The sequence below is a fragment of the Stenotrophomonas sp. 278 genome, from assembly GCF_003935715.1.
Classification (GTDB): domain Bacteria; phylum Pseudomonadota; class Gammaproteobacteria; order Xanthomonadales; family Xanthomonadaceae; genus Stenotrophomonas; species Stenotrophomonas maltophilia_AH.
On sequence record NZ_RHPP01000001.1, the window covers coordinates 45,657 to 72,499 of the forward strand.

Below are 26,843 nucleotides of genomic sequence, written 5' to 3' on the forward strand. Positions count from 1 at the left end.
CCTGCCCGTGCGCTTATCCGATCGGAATCAACGTCTCGATCACATGCTCCACATAGGCCTCAAAGTCCTCGCGGGCCTGCTTGGGCTGCTGCAGCTGCAGTGACAGCTGCAGGAAACCGACATAGGCCGCATAGGCCAGCCGCGCACGGTGCTGCGCATCGGTGCGGCTCAGCCCAGCCTGGCGGAACGACGCCACGAGGTACTCCAGACGACGGTGCGAGACGCGGTCGATGACCGGGCGCACCATCGGGTGGTCCAGGGCCTTGAGCAGTTCGCTGTAGATGATGTGCGGCTGCACTTCATGCGCGACCACCTGGAACAGCTGGCGCAGGCGCGCACGCGGGTCGGGCACGTCTTCCAGGCTGCCGAACACCTGTTCCTGTTCGAACAGCTCCCAACGCTCCAGCGCGGCCTGCAGCAGCGCGTCGCGCGACGGGAAGTGCCAGTAGAAACTGCCCTTGGTGACCCCCAGACGCCGCGCCAGCGGCTCCACCGCGACCGCGCCCACGCCTTGTTCAGCGATCAGATCCAGAGCCGCCTGGGCCCAGTCCTCCGCACTCAGGCGGCTGTTGCGGCCGGCACGGGGCTCGCCGGCGGAAGCTTCAGGTTCATTCATGCTGATGATTTAACCATACGCCGAGGTTGGTTTGTGTGGAATTGAAAGATCGGGTGACCGCGAAGACCCCGATGGGGCGGGCCTTCACGACCACCATACCGATGGGTATTGACTTGCCGGATGGCAGGTCCATACTAGCGAGTATGGTAACGCCCGTCATTACATCAACCGACTTCACCGATGCGCGCGTCACCGCCGCGCACGACAGCCTCCTGGGGGTCAGCCGGTCCGGCCCGGGCCGTCGTGGCACCGTGCTGTTCGCGCATGGTTTTGGCCAGACCCGGCATGCCTGGACGGCCACCGCGCAGGCACTGCTGGCGGCTGGCTACCAGACCCTGGCCTACGACGCCCGTGGTCACGGCGATTCGGACTGGAATGCCGACGCCCTGCCCTATCACGGCGAACAGTTTGCCGACGACCTGATCGTGCTGGCCGGCGAACAGCCGCAGCCGCCGATCCTGGTCGCTGCCTCGATGGGCGGCCTGTTCGGCCTGCTGGCAGAAGCACGCTGGCCGGGCCTGTTCTCGGCGATGGTGCTGGTGGATATCACGCCGCGCTGGGACACCGCCGGCGTGGAGCGCATTCTGGCCTTCATGACCGCGCACCCACAGGGATTCGAGTCCCTGACACAGGCCGCCAACGTGATTTCCGCCTACATGCCGCATCGCCCGCGCAAGTCGGAGAGTTCGCTGCGCGCCCTGCTGCGCGAGGACGGCCACGGCCGCTGGCGCTGGCATTGGGACCCGCGCCTGGTCGCCGAACTGGCACGCGACAGCGAACAGCACCAGGACGCACTGGCCGAAGCCGCGCGTCAGGTGAAATCCCCGGTGCTGCTCGTCAGCGGCGGGCGCAGCACCCTGGTCACCCCGCAGACGGTGGCCGAATTCCTGGCATTGGTACCGCACGCGCGGCACGTCCAGTTGCCGGAGGCCACACACATGGTCGCCGGCGATGACAACAATGCCTTTACCGCCACTGTGTTGGACTATCTGGACGTGTTGCCCTCGGCCTCCGCCGTGGCACTGTCCGCCACAACCGAGCACGTCACCGGAGCACGCTCATGAGCTTTGTCGTTCCCTTCCTCGCCATCCTGCTGGCGGGCGCGTTCGTCGCCTACCACCGGATGCGGCTTGTCACCTGGACGCTGATCAGCCTTGCGCTGCTGGCGGCCTGCTGGTTCATCCCCTACGTCAACCAGACCGCAACCATTGTCGCTGCGGCCATTGTCGCGGTCATCGCCGTGCCGCTGCTGCTGCCGTTCATCCGCAAGCCGCTGCTGACCGGACCGATGATGAAGGTCTTCCGCAAGGTGCTGCCGCCGCTGTCGCAGACCGAGCGGATCGCGCTGGAAACCGGTTCGGTCGGTTTCGAAGGCGAGCTGTTCACCGGCGACCCGGACTGGAACAAGCTGCTCAACTACCCCAAGCCGCAGCTCACTGCTGAGGAACAGGCCTTCCTGGATGGCCCGGTGGAAGAGCTGTGCCGGATGGTCAACGACTGGGAAATCACCCATGTCCACGCCGACCTGCCGCCGGAGCTGTGGAGCTTCATCAAGAAGAACAAGTTCTTCGGCATGATCATTCCGAAGGAATACGGCGGCCTGGGCTTCAGCGCACTGGCACACCACAAGGTGATCCAGAAGCTGGCCTCGGTGTCGAGCGTGGTCAGTTCCACCGTCGGCGTACCCAACTCGCTGGGCCCGGGTGAACTGCTGGTGCATTACGGTACCCAGGCGCAGAAGGATCTGTACCTGCCGCGCCTGGCGGATGGCCGCGAAGTGCCCTGCTTCGGCCTGACCGGCCCGTTCGCCGGCTCCGACGCCACCTCGATTCCCGACTACGGCATCGTCTGCAAAGGCGAGTGGAACGGCGAGCAGGTGCTGGGCGTCAAGCTGACCTTCGACAAGCGCTACATCACCCTGGCCCCGGTTGCGACCCTGATCGGCATGGCCTTCCGCATGTACGACCCGGACGGCCTGATCGGGCAGACCCGCGACATCGGCATCACCCTGGGCCTGCTGCCGCGTGATACCGCCGGCGTGGAAATCGGTCGTCGCCACTTCCCGCTGAACTCGACGTTCCAGAACGGCCCGATCCGAGGCAAGGACATCTTCATTCCGTTGACCCAGCTGATCGGCGGCGCGGAGATGGCCGGCAAGGGCTGGAACATGCTCAATGAGTGTCTGGCCGTCGGCCGTTCGATCACCCTGCCCTCCACCGCCAGCGGCGGTGCCAAGGCCGGCGCGGTGGTGACCGGTGCCTACGCCCGCATCCGCAAGCAGTTCGGCCTGTCGGTCGGCCGCTTCGAGGGCGTGGAAGAAGCGCTGGCCCGCATCGGCGGCAAGGCCTACAAGATCAGTGCGTTGTCGCAGGCCACCGCCGCCGCGGTGGACCGTGGCGACGTGCCGTCGGTGCCGTCGGCGATTGCCAAATACCACTGCACCAGCATGAGCCGTGAAGTCATCTCGGACGTGATGGACGTGATCGGTGGCAAGGGCATCATCCTGGGGCCACGCAACTTCGCCGGCCGCAGCTGGCAGGCGGCACCGATCGCGATCACCGTGGAAGGTGCCAACATCATGACCCGAAGCCTGCTGATCTTCGGCCAGGGTGCGATCCTCTGCCACCCGTGGGTGCTGCAGGAAATGAAGGCGGCGCAGGACCCGGACACCCGTGCCGGTCTGCAGGCGTTCGACCGCAGCCTGTTCGGGCACATCCGCTTCGGCATCTCCAACGCGGTGCGCTCGTTCTGGTTCGGTCTGACCGGTGCCCGTTTCGGTGCCGCCCCGGGCGACGCCTACACCCGTCGCTACTTCCGCAAGCTGGACCGTTACTCGGCCAACCTGGCGCTGATGGCGGACATCTCGATGATGACGCTGGGCGGCAAGCTGAAGTTCAAGGAATCGCTGTCCGGTCGCCTGGGCGACGTGCTGAGCCACATCTACATGACCAGCGCCATGCTCAAGCGTTACCACGACGAAGGCGCGCCGACCGCCGACCAGCCGCTGCTGGCCTGGGCCTTCCATGACAGCGTGCACAAGATCGAGGAATCGCTGTCGGCGGCGCTGCGCAATTTTCCGATCCGTCCGATCGGCTGGCTGATGTGGGCGCTGATCTTCCCGTTCGGCCGCCGCGCCGAAGCCCCGGGCGACCGTCTGAGCCGTCGCGTCGCCGCGCTGCTGATGGCCCCGAACGAAGCCCGCGAGCGTCTGGCCAATGGGGTGTTCCTGACCCCGTGCGAGAACAATCCGGGTGGCCGCATCAACAGCTACCTGGCCAAGGCGATCATGGCCGAGCCGGTGGAGCGCAAGTTCCTCAAGGCGCTGAAGACCAAGGGTATCGAAGCGCTGGACTTCGCCTCGCAGCTGGACGAAGCGGTGGCCGAAGGCGTGATCAGCCAGGACGAGCGCACGCTGCTGGAAGAGCTGCGCACGCTGACCCTGGACACCATCACGGTGGACGACTTCGATCCGCATGAGTTGCGCGCGGCCACCTACTACGACCGCCAGGGCAAGGACCCGCAGTCGCAGGCAGCGTGATGCGCGGTTGAGGGTTACATGAGAACGGCGGACTTCGGTCCGCCGTTTTTTATTGCGCGCACGGCATCATGAGATTGCGGACGATCCGCGTCGCCGGGCGCTGCCCGGCTGCCGTTGGATCTGGGCGAACAGCGCTCGGCGGACGGCATACATGTGTGGGCGAATCGAGGTGGGTTTGCGGGACACGCCGTGAATCCATCCATGGAGGCTACTCCACGGCATCCATGCCGTGGAGTGTCCCGCAAACCCACCCCGACCCGCCCCCGATAGTGGGCCGGCGGCCATGGAAGATCAAAAGCGCGCGCAGTGCCCCGGTGGGATCGGTCGACAGACGATCGCCGTGAAATCCTCAACATTCGGTAACGCATGCCCCCGAAACGACACTGCCGTTGATTCGGCCTTTCCCATGGCCATCGGCCCACCGTATGGGGCGTGCCGGGGTGGGTTTGCGGGACCGTCAAAAACAAGGATGTTTTTGACGAGCCTACAAGGATGTATTCACGGCGTGTCCCGCAAACCCACCCCGGCACGCCCAAACACGGAAACCGATGACCACCGGCTGTTCGCCCAGAACCAACAGCAGCCGGGCAAGCCCGGCTCTACGTACCAAGCGCAGTCGCAGCCCGATGGGGCCGCGTCACGCGATCACGCCGGGACAAACCACCAGGCGATGGCGGCGAGGATGGCCGGGACGGACTGGATGAAGAAAATGCGCTTGTTGACGCTGTACGCGCCGTACAGGCCGGCCACGATCACGCAGCCCAGCATGAAGTTGACCAGCATCGGCAGGTGATCGAACAGACCCCAGAACAGACCGGCGGCGAGAAAACCGTTGTACAGGCCCTGGTTGGCGGCCAGTACGCGGGTGAGCTCGGCCTTCTCCGGCGTGTTGCGGAAGGTCCTCAGGCCCAGCGGTCGGGTCCAGAGAAACATCTCCAGCACCAGGAAGTACACGTGCAGCAGGGCGACCACCAGGGTCAGGATCAGCGCGGTCCAGTACATGGGCTAGCCTCGAAGGAAGGCTGACAGCTTACTCCGCCCGCTCCACCGGGAGCTTCTTTTCTTCGCGCAGCACGCCGAATGCCGACGCCGTCATGATCGCAGCAGCCAGTACCCCACCGGCGAACACCGCCGATGAGCCGAACAGTGAGAGCCCCTTGTGCAGCCAGGTGAAGCTCAGGTCAGCACCGCGGTACACCACCGTGTCGATCGCCGCACCGGCTTTGTAGCGCCATTGGCGGTCCACCCGCGTGTAGATCGTCTCGCGGGCCGGCTTGCCCAGTGCGAACTCGCTTGCGCGCGTCATCACCTGCACGATCGCCACCATCACCGGAAGTGGCGAAGCCGCCAGCACCGAGAAGCCGGCGATGATCGCGAAGCCGGGAATCAACAACGCCGGCGCGATGCCGAAGCGCGACAGCAGCCAGCGCGTCAGCCCCAGCTGCAGCACCAGGGTCAGCGCGTTCACCGCCAGGTCGACCCGTGAAAAGAACGCCGTGCTTGCCGCCGCATCGGTGTACAGCCGGCGCACGATCGACGCCTGCTCGTTGTAAAGCAGCGTGCCCACGCCCACCCCGAACACCACCATCGCCGCCAGCCAGCGCAGCAGCGGCTCACGTGCGATCAGCTTGAGCCCATCCAGCACGCTGCCGCCCATTGGCGTTTCACCTGACACCAGCTGCGCCTGCTGCTCGCGGGCCACCGCCCACAGGCGCAGCCGCCAGATGCAGACCAGGCACACGCACAGGAAGCCTGCCGACACCAGCATCAGATTGGCGATGCCCACCCGCTGCACCAGCGACGCGGTCAGGATCGGGCCCAGAAACGCACCGATCGTGCCTGCAGCGCCGATATAGCCGTAGTAGGCGCGCGCCTGCACGTTGGAGAACACGTCGGCCATGAAGCTCCAGAACACCGCCACCGCGAACAGGTTGAACACCATCACCCAGAAGAAGAAGGCCATGCCGCGGCCGGGCACGTTGCTGTTGAACAGTCCGTAGAACCCCAGCAGCGTGACAATGAAGAAGCCGTATACCACCGGCAGGAACACACGGCGCGGGTAGCGGCTGACCAGCGCGCCGTACAGCGGCTGCAGCACCAGCATGATGAGAAACACGCAGGTGAACAGGAACTGCAGCACGAAGTCCTTCAGGGCAATGCCGTGGCCGGCGAACCAGGCGATCAGCGCCGGCGGGAACACCGTATGCGGATCCGCCGAAGCGGCCATGGCCTCGCGCACCGGACGCAGCACGTAATAGCCGCTGAGCAGGCAGAAAAAGTACAGCCCCGCCCACAGCAGCGGTGGCGACTGGCGTAATGCCTGGCGCAGACCCGGGCGCGCGTGACCGGAAGCATCAGGTACGCTCATCCGACGCGGACCCAGCGCAGGGAGCTTGGCGGGAACAGCATCGTGAACATTCCGGGCAGGCAGTGCGCGAAACGGTAAACGATGCACTGCAACACCGCCAGTCTCGCTGATCTGAACAGGCAGGTGACGCTGCGCGTCAAAACCGAACAAAAATCACCATTTTTCAATGTGATACGCATTCATCTTCGCTTTGTTTGTGCAATCACGAAAAGCGGCGCTAGAATCGGTCACAGCTGTCGCGCACGGGCCCCACACGATGAAACACACCACCAGGCGCCGACCGATCCGTTCGGCGGCCACCGGATTGCTGGGCATGCTGATGCCCATCGCCCTGTCCTCCACCGCCCAGACACCGGCGGCCACGCCGGCCGCGTTCCCGGTCAACATCGAGAACAGCGCCGTCGCCCATGTGCCGCACACACAACCGGCCGCCTACCGTACGACCTCGCTCGCGCCGAAGGTGCAGCCGCCGGCCGAAAGCTTCAACGTGGCCGCCATTGAATCGATGGCCCAGCAACTCACCTACGGCGAGCGCGTGCCGGGCATGGCGGTGGCCATCGTGCAGGGCGGACGCGTGCTCAGCGCGCGCGGCTATGGCGTCACCGACGTCAACAATCCGCAGATCGTCGATGCCCACACCGTGTTCCGCCTGGCGTCGTTGTCCAAGGCCTTCGCCGGTACCATGGCCGGCCTGCTGGTCAACGACGGCACCCTGCGCTGGGACAGCAAGGTCACCGACTATGTGCCGGGCTTCCAGCTGAGTTCGCCCGAGGCGACCGAACGCCTGACCGTGGCCGATCTGCTCAGCCACCGCGTTGGCCTGCCCTACAACGCCTACGACCGCGACATCGAAGCCAACGCGGAGTACTACACCCTTACCCACAAGCTGGCCTCTACGTCGCTCAAGTGCCTGCCCGGTGACTGCTACGCCTACCAGAACGTGGCCTTCAGCCTGATCGGCGACGTGGTGTATGCGGCCTCTGGGAGCTTCTACGAGCAATCGGTGGAACGTCGGTTGTTCAAGCCACTGGGCATGAACGACGCGAGCATGGGCCTGGCCGGCATCCAGGCCAGCTCGCGCTGGGCCCGCCCGCACGTGCGCAGTCGTAACGGGTGGGTGTCGCTCAATCCGAAGCCGACCTACTACCGTCTGGCCCCGGCCGCCGGCGTCAACGCCAGCGCCAGCGACATGGCGCAATGGCTGCTCGCCCATACCGGCCATCGTCCCGATGTGCTGTCGGCACCGCTGCTGGCTACCCTGCACTCGACGCTGATCAACACTCCGGGCGAAATGCGCTCGGGGTGGCGCCGCCAGCGCCTGCACTCGGCGGGCTACGCACTGGGCTGGCGCAACTTCGACTATGCCGGGCATGAAGTGATCTTCCACGCCGGCGCGGTGCAGGGCTACCGCGGGCTGGTCGCGCTGGTGCCCGAGCGGGACCTTGGCATTGCGATCATGTGGAACGGGGAGAGCAGCCTGCCCAGCGGCCTGCTGCCGACCGTGCTTGACCAGGCGATCGGTCTGCCGAGCCAGCGCTGGCTCGACGTCGACACCGACTTCGGCAGCGACAACCTGATGGTGGAAGACGGCGCGCCGGGCAAGCGAAAGGGTGCATCGGCGGATCGGGCGGTGGCATCGCCGCGGTGAGTCAACTGACAACGCGGATGGAAGAAGCGGCCTCAGGGCCGCTTCTTTTTTGGTAGCGCCGGCCGTTGGCCGGCCATCCTTACCGCCTGGGCCGGCCAACGGCCGGCGCTACCGTCCGCACCCACATGCGTGGGTGCGTCAGCGGGGCGGGGCTTTTTTTGCGCCTGCGGCGCAAAAAAAACCCCCTCCCCGCTGGGCATCCGGGGAAGGGGGTTTCAGGTACGGCTATCGGGAATGGATCAGATCAGCGGTGCCGGGGTTGCCGGCAGAGCGACCGGTGCGGCCTTCTTCTTGCGGACCGCCGGCTTGCGCTTGGCGACCTTCTTCACTGCCTTCTTGGCCGAGGCCTTCTTGGCGGCGGGCTTCTTGGCTACCTTGCGGACGGCCTTCTTGGCACCGGCCTTCTTGGCGACCTTGCGGACGGCCTTCTTGGCGGTCTTCTTGGCAGCCGACTTCTTGGCTACCTTCTTGACTGCCTTCTTTGCACCGGCCTTCTTGGCGACCTTGCGGACGGCCTTCTTTGCGGTCTTCTTGGCAGCCTTCTTGGCGGTCGCCTTCTTTGCGACCTTCTTGACGGCCTTCTTCGCCGTCTTCTTCACTGCCTTGCGGGCAGCGGCCTTCTTGGCGACCTTCTTGACAGCCTTCTTGGCGGTTGCCTTCTTGGCTGCCTTCTTCACGGTCTTCTTGGCCGCAGCCTTCTTTGCGACCTTCTTGACGGCCTTTTTAGCGGCCGGCTTTTTCTTCGCAGCTTTCTTGGTTGCCATGGGATGGCTCCTCGTCAGTGATCTATGGAGTTGAAACGCCCAGTTGAAACAAACCCGCTCAGCTGTTGCCTGGCGGGGACCGCCGTCGCGTCATGCGCGTCGTGACGGATACGGTGATGCCTGCCATGTACCACCCGGCAGATATCGAATGAGGGGTGCCCTTGCTTTTCACCGAGGGAAGCGAAGCCGACTCCACCGTCATCGGACTCGAGGCGGATGTCCTGGTTGTGCTTCGCGACTGGATGTCGATTCTGCTCACTCTCTTGGCAGGCAAGGTCTGCTGGGCGAAACCTAATCACGCTTTTTTTGACTGTCAACAACCCCCGCGAAAAATTTTCACGTCGCCCCCCTTCCGCGCGCGCTCCAAAGCCGTGTCCGGAACGCCTGGCAGAGGCGTGGACACCACCGTTGCGACAGCGCAACGAACCCGCCTCATGTCCTCGCACTGAAAGAAAAACACTTAAAAGAAGCACTTTCGCAAATCGTGCGAACGCCCCCCGCTGTCTTTGCGGTGCCGCCGCCAACGTGCGCCGCCGCGTCCGACGGCGAAGCAGTACCGGGTCGAAACAACGACGAAAACTTTTCACATGGGTCGGTACTTTTTTCATCCGGTTTGGCAGAAATGCGCAAACTTTTGACCGCCGATCAGACGCCGAAGGGTGCCGCCTGGATGTCCTTTCGGGTGTCGGTCGACCCCGCTCATGCTGTCCAGATGATCCCTTGAAGGCGCCGTGGCATGCGTGCAGCGCATCCACTTCCCTCACGTGCGGATAACAGATGTGGGACGGCGCAAAAAAAAACGGCCGCACAAGGCGGCCGTCTCGTTCCTGGAAAAGCGACCTCAGTGGTCGTCGCTCTCCAGCACTTCGGCATAGTCGTCCGGACCCAGCAGTTCGTTGATCTCTTCCTTGTTGGACAGTTCAACCACGAACATCCAGCCGTCGCCGTAGGCGTCTTCGTTGATGGTTTCCGGCTTGTCGGTCAGGCTCGAGTTGACCTCGACCACGGTGCCGCTGACCGGGCTGTAGACGTCCGATGCAGCCTTGACCGACTCGACCACGGCGATCTGCTCGCCCGCCTTCGCTTCGGCACCCACGTCGGGCAGTTCAACATAGACCAGGTCGCCCAGCAGGCCCTGCGCGTGGTCGGAAATACCGATGGTGACGCGGCCGTCGCCTTCGACACGGGCCCACTCATGGGACTTGAGGAACTTGAGGTCGCCGGGGATCTCGCTCATGGAACTGCTCCAGGAAATATTGGGAGGGCAAAAAACGGGGGTAGTGTAACCAACTCAACCTTCAGCCAGAACGCCGGGCTGCGCCTGGCCTTCACGCACGAACGGGAACTTGACCACGCGCACCGGCACCTGCCGGCCCCGGATGTCCACGCGCACCTGGCCGAGGTCGCCGGCAGGTACGCGAGCGAACGCGATGCCCTTGCCAAGCGTCGGCGAGAACGTGCCGGACAGGATCTCGCCGTCGCCACTGGCGGTCAGTACGGTCTGTCCGTGACGCAGCACGCCCTTCTCGTCCATCACCAGCCCGATCATCTGGCGCGCGGTGCCAGCGGCCTTCTGCGCTTCCAGTACATCGCGACCAATGAACGCGCGATCCTCATCCAGCGCGACCGTCCACGCCAGCGCGGCTTCGAACGGCGAGATCGCCTCGTCCATGTCCTGGCCATACAGATTCATGCCGGCCTCAAGACGCAGGGTGTCGCGTGCACCCAGACCTGCCGGGCGCACGCCGCCGGAGGCCAGGGCATTCCAGAAGGCGATGACATTGTCCTGCGGCACGAGGATCTCAAAGCCGTCCTCGCCGGTGTAGCCGGTACGGGCCACGAACAGGGCTTCTCCCTGCGCGCCGGTCACCTCGGCAGCCGCAAAGCGCCCCAGTTTCTCCAGCACAGCGCGGTCACCTTCGGACACCAGGTCGATGACCTTGGCACGTGCATTGGGACCCTGCACGGCGATGATCGCCAGGTTGTCGCGCTCGGTGACCTCCACGTTGAAGGCAGCCGCCTGCTCACGGATCCAGGCCAGGTCCTTTTCGCGGGTGGAGGCGTTAACGACCATGCGGAAGAAGTCGTCGGCCAGGAAGTAGACGATCAGGTCGTCGATCACCCCGCCCTGCGGATTGAGCATGCACGAGTACAGCGCCTTGCCCGGCACCTTGAGCTTGTCCACCGAGTTGGCCAGCAGCCGGCGCAGGAACGCACGCACCTGCGCACCGTGCAGGTCGACCACGGTCATGTGGCTCACGTCGAACATGCCGGCGTCGGCGCGCACCAGATTGTGCTCGTCCAGCTGCGAGCCATAGTGGATGGGCATGTCCCAGCCACCAAAATCGACCATCTTGGCACCGAGTGCACGGTGGGTTTCGTTGAGCAGCGTCTTCTGGGTCATGACCACGGTCCGGGGGATGAGAAGCAAGATCCCCATTATCGCCGATGCGTCCCCCGAACGCGTGCGGCGATGCGGTATCGCCCGTCAGGCGCTGCGCGGGGCGAACATGATCACCGCCATGCCGGCCAGGCACAGCGAAACGCCCAGCACGTCCCAGCGACCGGGGCGGATGCCGTCCACTACCCACAGCCAGGCAAGTGCGGTGCCGATGTAGACGCCGCCATAGGCGGCGTAGACCCGACCACTGGCGGCCGGATGCAGGGTGAGCAACCAGGCGAACAGGGCCAGGCTGGCAGCGGCTGGAAGCAGCAGCCAGACACTGCCGCCCTTGCGCAGCCACAGCCACGGCAGATAGCAGCCGACGATTTCCGCCACCGCCGTCAGGATGAACAGCAGCAGCGTCTTCAAGAGGTGGACTCGCTGCACTTGACCTGCTGCCAGAGCCGCTCCTGCGCGTCCAGGTCGAGCTCGTGCATGGCCTGCCCGTCACGGGCAGCCTGCGCCTCCATGGCGCGGAAGCGGCGCTCGAACTTCAGGTTGGCCTGGCGCAGTGCGGCACCGACATCCACCTTGGCATGACGGGCCAGGTTGGCACACACGAACAGCAGATCACCCAGTTCCTCCTGCAGGCGAGCGGCGTTGTCCTGTACCGGTCCACGCGCGAACTCGGCGGCGACTTCGTCCAGCTCCTCGCGCACCTTGTCCATCACGGGTTCCGGCCCGGGCCAGTCGAAGCCCACGCGGGCGGCCCGCGACTGCAGCTTCACCGCACGCTGCCATTCCGGCAGCCCGCGCGAGATCCCCGCCAGCGCCGAGGTGTCCGCCTGCCCCTTCGCTTCACGTTCTGCACGCTTGATCGCTTCCCAGTTGACCATCACCTCGTCGGCCCCGCCCACATCGACCTGGGCGAACACGTGGGGATGTCGACGCTGCATCTTGTCGCTGATCGCGCGCGCCACGTCGGCAAAACCGAAGGCACCCTGCTCGCTGGCCATCTGCGCATGGAACACCACCTGCAGCAGCAGGTCGCCGAGCTCGTCGCACAGATCATCCAGGTCGCCGCGATCAATGGCATCGGCCACCTCGTACGCCTCCTCGATGGTGTAAGGCGCGATCGTGGCGAAGCTCTGCTCCAGATCCCAGGGGCACCCCTGCCGCGGATCGCGCAGGCGCGCCATGATGCCCAACAGGCGTTCCAGTTCAGCGGTGGCAGACATTGCAGCTCCAGCAGGCAGAAAAATCAGTCAGGCATCCAGTCGCGCCACGGCAGACGGGTGTCGCCCAGGGCGATGAAGTCACCGTTCAACAACGTCTCACGCCGGTTGTAGCGGAACGGCTTGCCGGTGGCCGTCGACAGCACCGCGCCACCGGCGGCATGCAGCACGCACTGCCCCGCCGCCGTATCCCATTCCGCCGTGGGCCCCAATCGTGGATACACGTCCAGCGAGCCTTCGGCCAGACGACAGAACTTCAAAGAGGATCCTTGCGCGATGACCTCAATCTCGCCCATGCGCGCCAGCAGGGCTTCGGTTTCCGAGCTGCGGTGGGAACGACTGGCGGCGACCCGCAGGGGCGGGACAGCCGGCGCGCGCGCGCGCAGCACCGAGTCGTGAATGCCGTCGCGTCGATAGGCCAGCTCACCCCGCATGGCATGCCAGACCACGCCGGTCACCGGAGCCAGCACCACCCCGAACGCCGGCGCACCCTGGTAAATGAGGGCAATGTTGACGCTGAATTCGTCATTGCGCTTCACGAACTCGCGGGTGCCATCGAGCGGGTCCACCAGCCAGTACGCTCCCCAGTGCCGCCGTACGTCCCAGGGCACGAGCGCGGACTCCTCGGAGAGGATGGGCAGGTCGGGAGTGAGCTGGGTCAGTCCACGTTCGATCACGTCATTGGCGGCGCGGTCGGCTGCAGTGACCGGGCTGCGGTCGGACTTGAGCTCGATCTCGAACGCCGTTGCGTACACCCCCATGATCGCAGCGGCCGCGTCCTGCGCGATGGCGATGACGGTTTCGCGCAGATCGGTGGTGAGCTTGATCATGCCCCGCCGCCCAGCCATTCGCGGGCAATGAACAATGCCGCCAGCGAGCGCCCCTCGGAGAAGTCATCGCGCAGCATGAGCTGGTCCAGCTCGGCCAGCTTCCAGGGCACCACTTCCAGCTCTTCCGGTTCGTCGCCGACCAGACGCTCGGGAAAGAGGTCACGAGCCACCACCAGCCATGACTGGTGACTCATGTAGGTAGGAGCCAGGGTCATCGGCCGCAGCACATCCAGCCGCCGCGCGCCGTAGCCGGCTTCTTCCTTGAGTTCCCGGTTTGCAGCCTGTTCCGGCGTTTCTCCGGCGTCTATCCGCCCCTTGACCAGACCCAGTTCGTAACGGTGCATGCCGGCTGCGTATTCACGTACCAGCAGCACGGTGTCCGCGTCGATCATCGGCACCACCACAACGGCACCATGCCCCCGGCTGACCAGGCGCTCGAAGCGGCGACGCTCGCCGTTGGAGAACTCCAGATCGAGGTGCTGGCGCTGGAACGGGCCGCTTTCCTCATCCGTGATCTGGTGGATGGTGGGGAGTGGTCGGCTCATGCGGACAGACTCGTGCGGACCGATAGAATGCAGGTTGGTGAGAACGTGTTCATGAGCTTGAAATGCTAGCAGACCCAGCCCCTTCCCCGCTGGCCCGCCAGTGGCGACAACGCGACCTGGCCGTGCTGTGGCACCCCTGCACGCAGATGCGCGAGCACCCCGACACCCTGCCGCTGGTCCCGATCGCGCGCGGGGAAGGCCCCTGGCTGATCGACCATGACGGCAACCGGTACCTGGATGCCGTCAGCAGCTGGTGGACCAACCTGTTTGGCCATGCCGAGCCACGCATCGGAGCGGCCATCGCCCAGCAGGCGTCCCGGCTTGAGCAGGTGATGCTGGCCGGGTTCAGTCACGAACCGGCCATCACCCTGGCCGAGCGGCTGCTGGCGATGGCACCGCGCCAGGCGGGCCGCGATCCGCTGGCCAAGGTGTTCTACGCCGACAATGGCTCGGCCGGGGTCGAAGTCGCACTGAAGATGGCCTTCCACTACTTCCGCAACCGCGGCGAGCTGCAGCGCACACGATTCATCGCGCTGGAGAACGGCTATCACGGCGAGACCCTCGGCGCGCTGTCGGTGGGCGACATCCCGCTGTACCGCCGCGTCTACGCACCACTGCTCACCGAAGCCCTGTTTGCGCCGTCACCGGACGCCTACCTGGCCGAGCCGGGTCAAAGTGCGGCTCAACGCGCCCACCAGGCCGCCGACGCACTGGCCACGTTGTTTGACCAGCATCCCGGTGAAATCTGTGCGGTCATCCTGGAACCGCGCCTGCAATGCGCCGGCGGCATGCGCATGCATGACCCGGTCTATCTGCAGCGGGCCCGCGAGCTGTGCGATGCCAATGGCGCGTTCCTGATCGCCGACGAGATCGCCACGGGATTCGGACGGACCGGCACGCTGTTCGCCTGCGAACAGGCTGGCGTGATGCCCGACCTGCTGTGCCTGTCCAAGGGTCTGACTGGTGGCTTCCTGCCGCTGGCCGCCGTGCTGGCGACGCAGGCGCTCTACGACGCATTCCTGGATGACAGCCGGGAGCGCGCCTTCCTGCATTCGCACAGCTATACCGGCAATCCGCTGGCGTGTGCAGCCGCGCTGGCCACGCTGGACATCTTTGCCCAGGACAACATCATCGCCCGCAACCGCAGCACGGCCGAGGTGATGCGGTCGCTGGCCGCCCCGTTCAGTGACCATCCGCACGTGGCAGATGTGCGCCAGGCCGGGATGGTGGTCGCCTTTGAACTGACCCGCAACGGCGACAGGCAGACGCCCTTCCCCGCCGCTGCGCGGGTCGGACTGCACGCCTACAATGCCGCGCTGAAGCGTGGCGTGGTGCTGCGCCCGCTGGGCAATGTGCTGTACTGGATGCCGCCGTACTGTGTGGAAGACGACCACCTGGAGCGGCTGGCCCACACCACCCTGGCCGCCATCGAGGAAGCTGTTGCATGCGCGTGACCCGTTCGTTCGTTGAGACCCCGCTGGCAGTGGGCCAGCAGATTGCGCTGCCCGAAGACGTGGCCAACCACCTGGTACGGGTGATGCGCCTGCGCGAAGGTGAAGCATGCGTGCTGTTCAATGGCGACGGGCACGACTACAGCGCCACGCTGGTCGAGCTGGGCAAGCGCACCGCGCAGGTCCGCATCGACGCGGTGCAGCAGGTGGATAACGAATCGCCGCTGGCGATCACCCTGCTGCAGGGCATCGCGCGGGGCGAGAAGATGGACTTGATTCTGCAGAAGGCGACCGAACTGGGCGTGCAGCGCATCGTGCCCGTCAACGCCGAACGCACCGAGGTGAAGCTGGATGCCGCGCGCGCCGGGAAGCGACTGGCGCACTGGCGCAGCGTGGTGGTGTCCGCCTGCGGCCAGTCCGGACGCGCGCAGGTGCCGGTCGTGGAGGCTCCGCAGTCACTGCTGGAGGCGGCGCGGAGCATGCCTCCCGCGGCACTCAAGCTGACTCTGGATCCGCTTGGCGAGCATCGCCTTTCGACCCTTTCGCCCGCGCCGGAAGGCGTCGTCATCGCGATTGGTCCGGAGGGCGGCTGGTCACCGCGCGACCGGCTGGCGCTGGCAGAGGCTGGTTTCCAGGGACTACAGCTGGGGCCGCGCATTCTGCGTACCGAAACCGCCGGGCTGGCGGCGATTGCGGCTGTGCAGGCGCGGCTGGGGGATATGGGCTGACGACCAACGGTCGTCAGCTACCGAACGATGACCGGTCGCGTGCCACCAGATTCATCGGCGGCGATCCAGCCGTCAGGCAACGACCGTTGGTCGTTGCCTGACCTCAATCAAGCGGCGACCGGGTGCGCCTGGTCCAGCGCGGCTTCCACGGCATCCAGATCCGGCAGCAGTGCGCTGCGTTCGCCGAGCAGCACGCGCATGTGCACGCCGGTAGGCAGGGTTTCTTCCGACGCGTCGGCCAGCAGGCCGTCGCGGGGAACCGCGATCAGCTGCGGGAAGTTCTGCGCCAGCAACGCGTAGTACGGCCGATTCGGATTGCCGCCCAGCGCCTTGAGCACCACCACCTTGTTCTTGCTGGCAACCATCTCGTCGCCCAGCCCGGCCAGTCGTGCGAACGACAGCAGCGGCACGTCCCAGCCATGCCAGGCGAGCTGCCCCAGCAGCCACGCCGGGGCGTCGGCCACCGGGTGCACCTGGACGTTGGACATCATTTCGGCAACGGTCGCGTTCGGCAGCAGCACATGCTGCTGGCCGGTCTCGATCAGTACCCCGCGGATTTCGTCGTTGCTGGCGTAACTCATGGTCTGGTTCCTGGTAAGCGGCGGCGCGGCGGATTACTCGCTGACGCCCCAGCGTTCGGCAATGGCGGCAGCGATCTGCGGCGGGTCACCGGCAGCCATGCCGGCGGCGACCACCGCACTGGCGGCGATCGGGTCGTAGCAGCCCTCGCCGGTCTGGCCCGCCACCCAACCCCCGGCAACTGCCAGCGACAAGGCGTCATCGACCAGACGCGCGTCGGCCCCGCTCAGCATGACCACCGCACTGTGCGGTGCCGGCAGCGCGCTGACCTGTACGCCTTCCACGTCGGCAGTGAAATGGAGCCCGCGGTTCTGCACGCCTACCCCGACATCGTCGGGCAGGATGTAGGCGTTGCCCGCGACCACCGGCTGATCGGATTCGGCCAGCAGCACCGGCAGCGCCGACACGCGCGCCATCTGCTTGACCAGATTGCCGTAGCGACCGCCATCCAGGCGCATGTACACCAGAACGGGCACCGCAAGTCCAGCAGGCAGCGATGCCAGCAGACGACGCAGGGCGTCCGGACCGCCGATCCCGGCCAGGACCAGCACGGCACCCGGTGCAGCATCGCTGGGCGGCAGTTCCGGCTCCAGTTCGACCAGCGACAGGCCACCGGTATGGATGTCGGCCACCGGCGTGTCCTGCACGTCCGCAGGCGGTGCCACCGGCGCGGCCTGGGCCGGCGCATCATCGGTCTCCACGAGCGACCAGCTGCTGTGATGCCCTACAGCGGCGGGCACTGCGGCGGGCGGTGCGGCGGGTACCGGCGGCGGTGCCGCAGGTGAGGCGGTTTCGGCCGCCTGGGCCTGCATGGCGGCCAGCGCTTCTTCCAGCGACAGCGGCTCGCTGTAGCCCTCCCGTGCCGGGTACAGACCATCGGCCGGCACCTCCGGCGCGGCGTCAAACGCCTCACGCACGTGGAAATCCAGCGGCGCATCCGCGTGCAGTTCTGCCGGTGTCACCGGCAGACCCGGTTCGAGCTCCAGCACCCCTTCCTGCTCCGAGCCCGGCGGCAGCACGTCCTGGTGGCCATGCAGCTTAGCCACCAGATGCCGCGCCCAACGCTGGGCTTCCCAGCCTTCACGACGCGCAGCCAGTTCGGCTTCGTCGAAAATCAGGGTCAGTGCCGGCGAGGCCAGTACCGGGTCCAGACGCTCCAGCGCTTCCTCGATGGCCGGCTCCAGCGCGACCAGCACGGCCGCCGCGCCCACGCCTCGCAGCGTGTCGGCCTCAAGGGTATTGGGGTCTTCTTCCAGCACCACGCTGGCACCGGCCTGGACCAGCGCTTCACGCAGGCGCTCACGCGCCGGCCCGGTGCGGGCCAGCAGGGCGACCGACAGCGGCGAGATCAGCTCATTCTCGGACACGGGCGATCCCCAGCAGGTCATACACGTTTCGCATCAGGTCCAGCTCCTGGTACGGCTTGCCCAGGTAACGCTGGACACCGATTTCAAAGGCGCGTTGACGGTGCTTGTCGCCGCTGCGCGAGGTAATCATCACAATCGGCACATCCTTGTAGCGCGGGTCGGCGCGCATGGTGGTGGCCAGTTCATAGCCGTCCATACGCGGCATTTCGATATCCAGCAACATCAGATCCGGCACACGCTCTTCGAGGCGCTCCAGCGCTTCGATACCGTCGCGGGCAACGGCCACTTCGAAGTTGTGGCGCTCCAGGATGCGGCCGGTCACCTTGCGCATGGTCAGCGAGTCGTCGACCACCATCACCAGCGGAACCTGACGGTCGCTTGCCTGTGCGGCGGTGTCCACCGGCCTGATCGGGTTGGCCTGGTGACGGCGCACCAGCGGCGCAACGTCCAGGATGACCACCACGCGGCCATCACCGGTGATGGTCGCACCGTAGATACCCGGCACCGAGGCGATCTGCAGGCCGACCGGCTTGACCACGACTTCGCGGTTGCCCAGCACCTGGTCGATCGCCACGGCGGCGCGCAGTTCACCCGCGCGCACCAGCAGCAGCGGCACCTGGTCCTGACCTTCGGCCTTGGCCTGGCCCTGACCGACCAGCGTGCCCAGGTCATGCAGGGCGAACTCTTCGCCACCGTAGTGGTAACCGCCGTTGGCCGATTCGAAGCGCTCGCGCGAGATCCGGCCGATACCGCTGACCGAAGCCACCGGCACCGCGAAGGTGGTTTCGCCGATCTGCACGAACACGGCCTGGGTGACGGCCAGGGTCTGCGGCAGGCGCAGGGTGAAGGTGACGCCCTTGCCACGCACCGAGTGGATGTCCACCGAGCCGCCGAGCTGGCGTACTTCGTTGTGCACCACGTCCATGCCCACGCCACGGCCAGCCAGCTGGCTGACCTGGTCGGCGGTGCTGAAACCGGCCGCGAAGATCATCGCGTCCAGCTCGGCTTCGCTGATCTGCGCCCCCGCTTCGATCAGGCCGCGCTGCTCGGCGCGGCGGCGGATCGCCTCGCGGTCCAGCCCGGCACCATCGTCGGCCACTTCCAGCACGATTTCCGAGCCTTCGCGGCGCAGGCGGATGGCGATCTCGCCTTCTTCCGGCTTACCTGCGTCACGACGCTGCTGGGGCGTTTCCAGACCATGTGCCACCGAGTTGCGCAGCATGTGTTCCAGCGGCGCGACCATGCGGTCGAGCACGTTGCGGTCCAGTTCGCCGTGCGTACCTTCCAGCGTCACGTGGACCTGCTTGCCGGTGTCCTGGCCCGCCTGGCGGACCACGCGACGCAGGCGCGGCACCAGGCCGTCGAACGGCACCATGCGCGCACGCATCAGGCCGTCCTGCAGTTCCGAGCTGACGCGCGACTGCTGCTGCAGCAGCACGTCGTACTGGCGCGACAGATCATCCAGCACGCCCTGCAGACCGCCAAGGTCGGCCGCCGATTCGTTCAGCGCACGGCTGAGCTGCTGCAGGGTGGAGAAGCGGTCCAGCTCCAGCGGATCGAACTTGTGATCGGCCTGGTCCTGCTCACGCTGGTAACGCGCGACGATCTGCGCCTCGGTTTCCAGGTCCAGTCGACGCAGCTGGTCACGCAGACGCGCATTGGTGCGGTCCAGTTCGGCCATGGCACCACGGAAGGCACCCAGCTGCTGTTCCAGGCGCGAGCGGTAGATCGCCACTTCACCGGCGTGATTGACCAGGCGATCAAGCAGATCGGCGCGCACGCGCACCTGCTCCTGCTGCGGACGCGCCAGCATGTCGTCATCGGCAGCGGCTTCAAGCTGCACCGGTGCCGAGAGCGGAGCCAGGTCCGCGAGCGGTGCACGGCGTTCGACCACGATCGGCGCGACCGGCGCTGCGGCAACGGTTTCCACCGGCGTCGGCACCGGAGCGGGCGTGTCGATCGCGGGAGCCACCGCTTCCGCGGCGGCCTCAGGCTGCGGTGCCGCCTGGATGTCGGCCACGACCGGCTCGGCCTCGGCTTCCGGCAGTGCCACGTCGACGTCGGCCACAACCGGGGCCTGCTCGGCAACCACGATCTCCTGCGCCGCCTCCACGACCGGTGCCTGTTCGGCCGGCGTCTCTTGCGCCGCAGTTTCGTCCTGCGGTGCCTGCTCGGTCGCGAGGGGCGCGTCGGTGACGTCCAACGCTTCGGTGACGTCCAGCGCTTCGGTACGTCCCAGTGTGCGCTGCTCGAACGCGGTGATCAGGTCGACCGGCATGGCGACCGCCTGATGGTTGCCGGTTCGGGTCAGCATCTGATGCAGGCGGTCGAAACCGCGCTCCAGCAGCTTGACGTCCGCACGGTCGATATCGGTGCGGTTGGCCGCCACGACTTCCAGCAGCGACTCGATGCTGTGGCCGAGATCGCCGATGGCGTTGATACCGGCCATGCGTGCGCCACCCTTCAGGGTGTGCAGGTCGCGCTGCAGGCCGGCCACCACTTCCCGGTCCTCCGGGGCATCGCGCAGCTCGCTGATCAGACCGTCGCAGTGGTCCAGCAGGTCCTTGCCTTCTTCCACGAAGATGTCGACCAGCTCGCGGTCGAGCTGGGCGAAATCGAGCGGTTCGGCGTCGGCCGGGTCGTCCAGTGCTTCCACCGCCGTGGCATCAACCTCGGTAATCGCCGGCTGCGGCACATCTTCCAGCTCGAACAGCGGCGCGCTTTCTTCGACCACGGCCTCTTCGACCCCTGCGAAGGTGTCGTGGGTGGCCTGCCCGGCGAGGCTGGCGTCCAGCGCCAGCAGTCCGTCGGTGTCGTCGGCAGGTTCGCCGTCAACCACGGTCAGGCCATCATCCAGCGCCTGCTGCAGGTCAACCGGCTCGCCAAAGGCCGGAGCCGGCGGCAGCACGTCGTCGAGCGCGTCGGCCTGTGCGTCCGATTGTTCTTCCGCCGCATCACTGACCATTGCCGGTTCGAAGTACTGCGAGAGATCCTCAGCGCCGGTGAGTTCGATCGCTTCCAGGCCGACGTCGGCGGCCGGCTGCGACGGGGCTTCTTCGGTATCGGCGTCGGTGGCAACGGCCGGCACGTCCAGAGCAGGCGTGTCCAGCCCCACCGGCAGGTCGGCATCGAAGTAGGCCGACAGATCATCGCTGCCGGTCAGTTCCTGGGTGACCAGGGTCGACTCGACCGCTTCGGTCTCCTGCACCGGCTCCGCTTCGAAGGCGACGATATCCAGACCGTCGGCCTCGACGGTGGCCTGCTGGAGTTCCGGAGTGCTGGTTTCGTCCAGCGTGGCCAGGCCACCGCGCGCGTCGAACTGTGCGGCGAGCGCTGCCAGCTCCTGCGCGGTAGCGTCCTGCGCATCGCGCAGGCTGGTGGCCGGGTGCGTCTGCCCCTCCTGCGCGTCGGCGTCGGCGTCTGCTTCAACGTCAACATCCAGATCGTCAATATCCAGCTCGTCTGCCACCAGCGCCGGCCAGCGGGCTTCGGGCAGCGTTGCCGCCAGCGCCTGCAGGCGCGCGGCAAGGTCGGCATGCGACGGAATGCGCGGAGCCGGAGCCTGGAGCGCTTCCATGGTGGAGCGGATGGCCGCCGCGGCAGCATCCAACGCCGCAACACCTTCGGCGTCAGGGTGCACATCGGCTGCCAGCGAACGCTTGATGAAGCTCTCGGCTGCGCTGGTGACGGCGGTGATTTCCGGCACGTCGGTCATCGCGAACGCGCCGTTCATCGTATGCACCGCGCGCAGCAGCGCGTCGCTGACCGGCTGCGGGCTGACCTGCGCCTGCTGCAACCAGGCATGCAACGTGCCGTGGTGGGTTTCCACTTCGGCTTCGAGAATTTCGCGCAGCACTTCGTCTATGTTGGCAGGCGTACCGGACAGCACTTCTTCGCTGGCCAGGTCGGCGACCACCGTCTCGACCGGTGCCGGCGCTTCCACGACGGTTTCGACCGGGGCGGTCGCCGGTGCCGAACGCTGCAGCGGCACGTGGAAGGTCTCTTCGCCCGCCCCCACGCGATCGGCAATGGCCTGCATGGCCTGCAGGTCGGCGTGCACGCGGCTGCCGTCGCGCAGCGCGGCGTTCAGCTGCGGCAGCACCTCGTAAGCCTGGGTGACCATCGCCACCACAGCCGGCGATGCCGGGCGGGTGCCATCGAGCACGCGGTTGAGCATGCCCTCGATTTTCCAGCTGAACTCACCGAGGGTGCGCGCACCGACCAGGCGTCCACTGCCCTTCAGGGTATGGAACACGCGGCGGATGGGACGCAGGCGGTCGAGGTTGTCAGGCGCAGCGCGCCAGACCGGCAGCAGGTTGCCCAGGTTGACCAGTTCCTCGTCGAACTCCTCGATGAAGACATCGCGGATGTCCTGGTCGATGTTCTCGCCATCGTCCTCGAAACCGGCCTCGATGCTGTCCACGGCCTCGACCGGAGCTTCAGCGGCAGGAACTTCGGCAGCGACCGGTTCCTCCGGTGCCTGCACCGGCGCGATGCTGAATCCTGCCGCAGCGGCATCGAGCTCAGCCAGGAACCGCGCGGATTCGTCGTCAAGCTCGATCTTGCGGATCACCGCTTCGTGCACGTTGGCCACCGGAGCCGACGGAACCTCTGCCACGCTCTCCGCGGCAGCCGGCACATCTTCCAGGGCGGCATCGGTCTGCAGGAATGCCGGAAGCGACTCAACATCAACGGTCGTGCCGGGGGCGACTGCGTCGTCCACCGGCAGCGACAGCACGTCGCCGGCATTGTGCAGCGCCTCGTCCACGGTGAACTCGATCGGTTCGTCGTGCAGCTCCAGTTCGTCGCTTTCGGCGGCCACCGGATCGAACGCCGAGCCAGCGGTGATCGCCGGTGGCACCACCGCGTCCACGTCAGCTTCAACGCTGGCCTGGCTCTGGAAACCATCCAGACTGATCGGTGCGATATCCAGCGACGCGCCGTCCCAGCGGTTGGCGTCGTCGCCCTCGGCCTGCACCGGATCGAAGCTGGCAAAGGTAGGAGCGACTTCGTCACCGGCGGCATCGGCGGCCGGCTCCTCGTTGCGGACGTCCTGGTTCAGCGTCCGCTTCGGCGCATCGGGGGCGATCGGTGCGGTCGACGCTTCGAATACCAGCGGCCTGGCCGCGCGCGCTGCCGGTGCTTCAATGACGGGCACGGCTTCGGACGCGACCGGTTCCGCCACAGGCTCGATGGCGACGGGTGCCACGACCGGGGCGGGATCGAAGGTGAAGTCAGGTAACGATGCGGGTGCCACATCGCCCGGCGCGGGTGCGACCGGGGTGATGTCCAGTGCGACCGGCTCCACGACCAGTGGAGCCTGCGGCACGACCTGTTCGGGCACCACCGGCAATGCCGGTTCAACCGCTTCGGCGACGGCCTGCTGCTCGACCGGCAACGGCCAGTAGCGCAGGGTTTCCAGGCTGGTACGGGTAATGTCCAGAATGTCTTCGCGACCCGGGCGGCGTTCGCGCAGCGCTTCCAGGTAGTACTCCAGGCTGGCCATTGCATCAGCCAGGGTGTCCAGCTGGCGGCCGCTCGGCACGCGCTGGCGGCCGATCAGCTCGACCGCGATGTACTGGCGGACGCCCTGCAGGTAGTCGGCGGGCAGCGGCAGGTCGAGCATGCGCAGCGCGCCGGCGACCTCGCCCAGCAGGCGCGGCACTTCGTCCAGCTGCTGGTGGTTCCAGTTGGTTTCAATGAACGCGACAAAGTGCTCACGGGCCGCGGAGAAGTTCGCGATCGCCTCGTGCGCCAGCACTTCCAGGGTGCGACGGCCTTCCACTGCACTGGGGTCGTCCTCACCGCTTCCGCTGGCCCCCAGGTGCGCGACCTGGTCATCCAGCGATGCATCCACGTACAGCAGTGCACCGGCGATATCCAGGAGCATGCCTTCGTCGATCTGCTGCTCGCCCTGGACCACGCTGGTCAGCGCGTCGCGCTGCTGCACGACCACGCCTCGGGCGACGCCCAGGCCCATCATGCCCAGCGTGTCAGCGACCGCGCCCAGTTCATTGACCTGGGTCTGCAGCTGGGCCGGCTCGCCGCCGGTGCGCAGGTGCAGGTCCAGCGCATCCTTGATGCGCAGCAGCTCTTCCTTGACCGCATTGCCTACGGTGTCGAGCAGCTCGCGGTTGCGTCCGCTCAGGCTGCCACGGGCATGGTCCAGCTCGGCTTCGGTGGCGCTGGCGCTTTCCGGAGCGAAGGCAAACAGCACGCTTTCATTGATGCCCGGCGCGCCACGCGCGGCACGGATTTCATTGAGCAGCGGCAGCAGCACGATCGGGATGTCGCGGTGACCGTTCTGCAGGCGCTCGAGGTAATCGGGCAGCAGCACGCTGCCGCGCATCAGGGTGGCGCAGGCTTCGTCACGGTCCGGCACCTGGCCCGCACCGACGGCGTTGGCCAGCTGCTCCATCTCCTCGGCGACCATGGCCGGGGCATACAGCTCGACCATGCGCAGGGTGCCCTGCACCTGGTGCAGGTAACCGGCGCAGAAGCGCATGCGGCTACCGTCGGCCGGATCTTCCACGAAGTACTCGACCTCGTTGCGCACCTGGCGCAGGGTCTCGTCCAGCTCTGGCTTGACCCAGCCCAGGGCCGCATGGCTCATGGCATCGCGCAGCGTGCTCATGCCGGTTCTCCCGGCAGGTGGGCGCGCATGTCGTGCTGTGATTTCTCGCGATGCATCATCTGCTGATTCCTTCCCTCTTCGCCCCGCCAGCGGGTCACGCCGGCAGCTTGAAGTCGGCAACCGAGCGGCGCAGGTCGGCCGCCAGCTGTGCCAAATGACCGATCGACTCGGCGGTCTGTCCCGCGCCCTGCGAGGTCTGGCCGGTAATCTGACGAATCACGCCCATGGTGCGGGTGATGTCCGATGCGGCCGACGACTGCTGCTGGGCGGCGATGGAGATGTTCTTGATGAGGTTGTTGAGCGCGTTGGACACGCGTTCGATTTCCGTCAGTGCGGTACCGGCGTCCTCGGCCAGGCGCGCACCGGACACCACTTCGGCGGTGGTCTGCTCCATCGAGCTGACCGCTTCGTTGGTATCGGCCTGAATCGCCTGGACCAGGTTTTCAATGCGTCGCGTCGCACCGGAGGTGCGTTCTGCCAGGCGCTGCACTTCGTCGGCCACGACCGCGAAACCGCGACCGGCTTCACCCGCCGAGGCCGCCTGCACCGCAGCGTTCAGCGCCAGGATGTTGGTCTGTTCGGAAATGTCGTTGATCAGTTCCACGATCGAGCCGATTTCCTGCGAGGATTCGCCCAGGCGCTTGATACGCTTGGAGGTTTCCTGGATCTGGTCACGGATCTGGTCCATGCCCTGGATCGTCTCGCGCACCACGCCGGCACCTTCGGCCGCGATGACCACCGAACGCTGTGCCACGTCGGCCGATTCGGCCGAGTTGCGCGACACCTGTTCGATGCTCGAAGCGATTTCGCCGATCCGGTCCGACGCCGAGGTGATCTGGTTGGCCTGGTGGCCGGCCGCTTCGGCCAGCTGCATGGCCGTCGCCTGGGTTTCCTGGGTCGACACGGCAACCTTGGCCGAGGTGTCGTTGATGGTGGTCACCAGGTGGCGCAGCTCGTCAACGGCGTAGTTGATTGCGTCGGCAATCGCGCCGGTCATGTCCTCGGTCACCGAGGCCTTCACGGTCAGGTCGCCTTCACCCAGCGAGCTGATTTCGTCCAGCAGCCGCATGATCGCCTGCTGGTTGCGGCTGTTGAACTCCACCTGGGTCTGGTAGCGCAGTTCCTGTTCGCGCGAGCGGCTGCGCACCGAGCTGCTGACGAAGCCGATGATGGCGATCAGCGACAGCGCACCAGACACCACGCCCAGCCAGAAGTTCGGGAACAGACGGGTGTCGCGCACCGAGCCGAACGAAGAGAAGGCGTCGAACAGCTTCTTGCTGTCCTCCAGCATCTTGGCCGAACCGCCGGTCAGGGCAGCGGCCGACGACTGCGCCGCAAACAGCTGGCGCGAGCTGGCCAGGATCGCGTCCGCGTCCTGCTTCATGGTGTCCCACTGCTTCTGGGACTGTTCCAGCGCTGCCAGCGCAGCCGGATTGCGGACCGCGGCGATGCCGAGTTCCTCGTTGCCGTTGCGCAGGGCTTCCAGCACCTGGCTGAAGACCACCGAGTCACGGGCCAGTGCGTCACCGGCGGCCGCGGCATTGGTGCCGCCGGCGCGCATTTCGGTCACGCGGCGGGCCATCGAGCCGATCACCACCACCTGCTGCAGCGCGTTGTACACCTGCGAGGCCGGGGCACCACTGGCGGACATGGCACGCACCACCTCGTTCAGCTGCGCCTGCAGGGCAGGCACGCCGTTGACGAAGTTGTTGGCGTTGCCTGCCAGGGCCAGGACTGCAGGCTCACTGGCGACCAGCTGGGCGGCGCTCTTGCCGAGCGGCTCCCAGGTCTGGGTCAGCTGGTTGAGCGGGCCGGACACGGTGGTCACGCTGCCGTAGCGCCCCTGCAGGCTGCTGACGGTGCTTTCAATGCGCGACTTGGTGTCCTTGAACGCGGTGAACGCCTGGGCGTTGCCCGAAACCGCTTCTCGGCCCTGGTTGGCCAGCTGCTGGGAGAGCACCTGCAGGTCGGCCGCACCGGTGCTGGCACCGGCCAGACGACTGCCCTGCCAGGTCGCCACGCCGGTGTTCACACCGAAGGCGAGCATCGACAGGGCCAGCAGGCCGAGCCAGAAATTGGTTCCCACCGAGCCCAGCTTGCCGGCCTTGGCGGTTTCCGAAGAAGTACTCATCGTTCAACCTCGATCTTCAATGCAGT

At 66.4% G+C, this 26,843-nt stretch carries 19 protein-coding genes; 6 read left to right on the forward strand and 13 right to left on the reverse strand.

From position 1 onward, the window contains the following. Positions 1–13 precede the first annotated feature (13 nt). Positions 14–616, reverse strand: a complete 603-nt coding sequence (locus tag EGJ34_RS00165; protein ID WP_125357883.1) for a TetR/AcrR family transcriptional regulator — start codon at positions 614–616, stop codon at positions 14–16. Between the two features lie 143 nt (positions 617–759). Here EGJ34_RS00165 and EGJ34_RS00170 point away from each other — a divergent pair, with 143 nt between their 5' ends. Further along, entirely contained in the window at positions 760–1,680 is a 921-nt protein-coding gene (locus tag EGJ34_RS00170) for an alpha/beta hydrolase (protein ID WP_125357885.1), read from the forward strand. Beyond that, positions 1,677–4,154, forward strand: a complete 2,478-nt coding sequence (locus EGJ34_RS00175) for an acyl-CoA dehydrogenase (protein WP_125357887.1) — start codon at positions 1,677–1,679, stop codon at positions 4,152–4,154. Before EGJ34_RS00170 ends, EGJ34_RS00175 begins: the two co-directional genes overlap by 4 nt. 645 nt (positions 4,155–4,799) lie before the next feature. Here the strand turns inward: EGJ34_RS00175 and EGJ34_RS00180 are convergent. Together EGJ34_RS00180 and EGJ34_RS00185 are read right to left on the reverse strand one after the other, a co-directional pair. After that, the gene (locus EGJ34_RS00180) at positions 4,800–5,156 is read right to left on the reverse strand and encodes a DUF1304 domain-containing protein (RefSeq protein WP_125357888.1); all 357 of its coding nucleotides are present in this window, start codon (positions 5,154–5,156) and stop codon (positions 4,800–4,802) included. 28 nt (positions 5,157–5,184) lie between these two features. After that, entirely contained in the window at positions 5,185–6,522 is a 1,338-nt protein-coding gene (locus EGJ34_RS00185; RefSeq protein ID WP_125357890.1) for an MFS transporter, read from the reverse strand. A gap of 256 nt (positions 6,523–6,778) precedes the next feature. On the opposite strand from EGJ34_RS00185, the gene EGJ34_RS00190 reads away from it, so the two are divergent. Together EGJ34_RS00190 and EGJ34_RS22610 are read left to right on the forward strand one after the other, a co-directional pair. Continuing rightward, positions 6,779–8,170 carry a serine hydrolase domain-containing protein gene (locus EGJ34_RS00190; protein WP_125357892.1) on the forward strand — a complete coding sequence of 464 codons (1,392 nt, stop codon included), beginning with the start codon at positions 6,779–6,781 and terminating at the stop codon, positions 8,168–8,170. A 291-nt stretch (positions 8,171–8,461) separates the two neighbouring features. Beyond that, on the forward strand, positions 8,462–8,968 hold the full coding sequence (locus tag EGJ34_RS22610) for a hypothetical protein (protein ID WP_260476855.1): 507 nt from the start codon (positions 8,462–8,464) through the stop codon (positions 8,966–8,968). Positions 8,969–9,775: 807 nt separating this feature from the next. Here the strand turns inward: EGJ34_RS22610 and gcvH are convergent. The 6 genes from gcvH to nudE form a co-directional block, all read right to left on the reverse strand. After that, entirely contained in the window at positions 9,776–10,171 is a 396-nt protein-coding gene (gcvH, locus tag EGJ34_RS00200; protein ID WP_125357896.1) for a glycine cleavage system protein GcvH, read from the reverse strand. A 54-nt stretch (positions 10,172–10,225) separates the two neighbouring features. Next, the gene (gene gcvT, locus EGJ34_RS00205) at positions 10,226–11,338 is read right to left on the reverse strand and encodes a glycine cleavage system aminomethyltransferase GcvT (protein ID WP_125357898.1); all 1,113 of its coding nucleotides are present in this window, start codon (positions 11,336–11,338) and stop codon (positions 10,226–10,228) included. Between the two features lie 84 nt (positions 11,339–11,422). Then, a complete protein-coding gene (locus EGJ34_RS00210; RefSeq protein ID WP_125357900.1) occupies positions 11,423–11,746 on the reverse strand; it encodes a YnfA family protein in 324 nt (107 codons plus the stop codon). Then, positions 11,743–12,555: a nucleoside triphosphate pyrophosphohydrolase gene (mazG, locus tag EGJ34_RS00215; protein ID WP_125357902.1), complete on the reverse strand. Its 813-nt coding sequence runs from the start codon at positions 12,553–12,555 to the stop codon at positions 11,743–11,745. The genes EGJ34_RS00210 and mazG overlap by 4 nt, the downstream gene beginning before the upstream one ends. 23 nt (positions 12,556–12,578) lie before the next feature. Next, positions 12,579–13,382 (reverse strand): 3'(2'),5'-bisphosphate nucleotidase CysQ, encoded by an 804-nt coding sequence (gene cysQ, locus EGJ34_RS00220; protein ID WP_125357904.1) that lies wholly within the window; start codon positions 13,380–13,382, stop codon positions 12,579–12,581. Next, on the reverse strand, positions 13,379–13,927 hold the full coding sequence (gene nudE, locus EGJ34_RS00225) for an ADP compounds hydrolase NudE (protein ID WP_125357906.1): 549 nt from the start codon (positions 13,925–13,927) through the stop codon (positions 13,379–13,381). The genes cysQ and nudE overlap by 4 nt, the downstream gene beginning before the upstream one ends. A 62-nt stretch (positions 13,928–13,989) precedes the next feature. Here nudE and bioA point away from each other — a divergent pair, with 62 nt between their 5' ends. Both bioA and EGJ34_RS00235 read left to right on the forward strand, forming a co-directional pair. Beyond that, entirely contained in the window at positions 13,990–15,381 is a 1,392-nt protein-coding gene (gene bioA / locus EGJ34_RS00230) for an adenosylmethionine--8-amino-7-oxononanoate transaminase (RefSeq protein WP_125357908.1), read from the forward strand. Next, positions 15,372–16,106, forward strand: coding sequence for a 16S rRNA (uracil(1498)-N(3))-methyltransferase (locus EGJ34_RS00235; RefSeq protein ID WP_125357910.1), 735 nt, complete (start codon positions 15,372–15,374; stop codon positions 16,104–16,106). The genes bioA and EGJ34_RS00235 overlap by 10 nt, the downstream gene beginning before the upstream one ends. A gap of 107 nt (positions 16,107–16,213) precedes the next feature. Here EGJ34_RS00235 and EGJ34_RS00240 read toward each other — a convergent pair whose 3' ends face one another. From EGJ34_RS00240 to EGJ34_RS00255, 4 genes are all read right to left on the reverse strand, one after another. Continuing rightward, on the reverse strand, positions 16,214–16,687 hold the full coding sequence (locus tag EGJ34_RS00240) for a chemotaxis protein CheW (RefSeq protein WP_125357912.1): 474 nt from the start codon (positions 16,685–16,687) through the stop codon (positions 16,214–16,216). A 33-nt stretch (positions 16,688–16,720) separates the two neighbouring features. After that, complete coding sequence (locus EGJ34_RS00245; protein WP_260476850.1) at positions 16,721–18,052, reverse strand: chemotaxis protein CheB; 1,332 nt, start codon at positions 18,050–18,052, stop codon at positions 16,721–16,723. After that, positions 18,039–24,686, reverse strand: coding sequence for an Hpt domain-containing protein (locus tag EGJ34_RS00250; RefSeq protein ID WP_125357916.1), 6,648 nt, complete (start codon positions 24,684–24,686; stop codon positions 18,039–18,041). Before EGJ34_RS00250 ends, EGJ34_RS00245 begins: the two co-directional genes overlap by 14 nt. Positions 24,687–24,780: 94 nt before the next feature. Beyond that, positions 24,781–26,817: a methyl-accepting chemotaxis protein gene (locus EGJ34_RS00255; protein ID WP_125357918.1), complete on the reverse strand. Its 2,037-nt coding sequence runs from the start codon at positions 26,815–26,817 to the stop codon at positions 24,781–24,783. Between the last annotated feature and the right edge of the window lie 26 nt (positions 26,818–26,843).

Coding starts and splice junctions, on each gene's coding strand:
- EGJ34_RS00165 (WP_125357883.1), bottom strand. CDS start 616: ATGAATGAACCTGAAGCTTCCGCCGGCGAGCCCCGTGCCGGCCGCAAC.
- EGJ34_RS00170 (WP_125357885.1), top strand. CDS start 760: ATGGTAACGCCCGTCATTACATCAACCGACTTCACCGATGCGCGCGTC.
- EGJ34_RS00175 (WP_125357887.1), top strand. CDS start 1,677: ATGAGCTTTGTCGTTCCCTTCCTCGCCATCCTGCTGGCGGGCGCGTTC.
- EGJ34_RS00180 (WP_125357888.1), bottom strand. CDS start 5,156: ATGTACTGGACCGCGCTGATCCTGACCCTGGTGGTCGCCCTGCTGCAC.
- EGJ34_RS00185 (WP_125357890.1), bottom strand. CDS start 6,522: ATGAGCGTACCTGATGCTTCCGGTCACGCGCGCCCGGGTCTGCGCCAG.
- EGJ34_RS00190 (WP_125357892.1), top strand. CDS start 6,779: ATGAAACACACCACCAGGCGCCGACCGATCCGTTCGGCGGCCACCGGA.
- gcvH (WP_125357896.1), bottom strand. CDS start 10,171: ATGAGCGAGATCCCCGGCGACCTCAAGTTCCTCAAGTCCCATGAGTGG.
- gcvT (WP_125357898.1), bottom strand. CDS start 11,338: ATGACCCAGAAGACGCTGCTCAACGAAACCCACCGTGCACTCGGTGCC.
- mazG (WP_125357902.1), bottom strand. CDS start 12,555: ATGTCTGCCACCGCTGAACTGGAACGCCTGTTGGGCATCATGGCGCGC.
- cysQ (WP_125357904.1), bottom strand. CDS start 13,382: ATGATCAAGCTCACCACCGATCTGCGCGAAACCGTCATCGCCATCGCG.
- nudE (WP_125357906.1), bottom strand. CDS start 13,927: ATGAGCCGACCACTCCCCACCATCCACCAGATCACGGATGAGGAAAGC.
- bioA (WP_125357908.1), top strand. CDS start 13,990: ATGCTAGCAGACCCAGCCCCTTCCCCGCTGGCCCGCCAGTGGCGACAA.
- EGJ34_RS00235 (WP_125357910.1), top strand. CDS start 15,372: ATGCGCGTGACCCGTTCGTTCGTTGAGACCCCGCTGGCAGTGGGCCAG.
- EGJ34_RS00240 (WP_125357912.1), bottom strand. CDS start 16,687: ATGAGTTACGCCAGCAACGACGAAATCCGCGGGGTACTGATCGAGACC.
- EGJ34_RS00250 (WP_125357916.1), bottom strand. CDS start 24,686: ATGAGCACGCTGCGCGATGCCATGAGCCATGCGGCCCTGGGCTGGGTC.
- EGJ34_RS00255 (WP_125357918.1), bottom strand. CDS start 26,817: ATGAGTACTTCTTCGGAAACCGCCAAGGCCGGCAAGCTGGGCTCGGTG.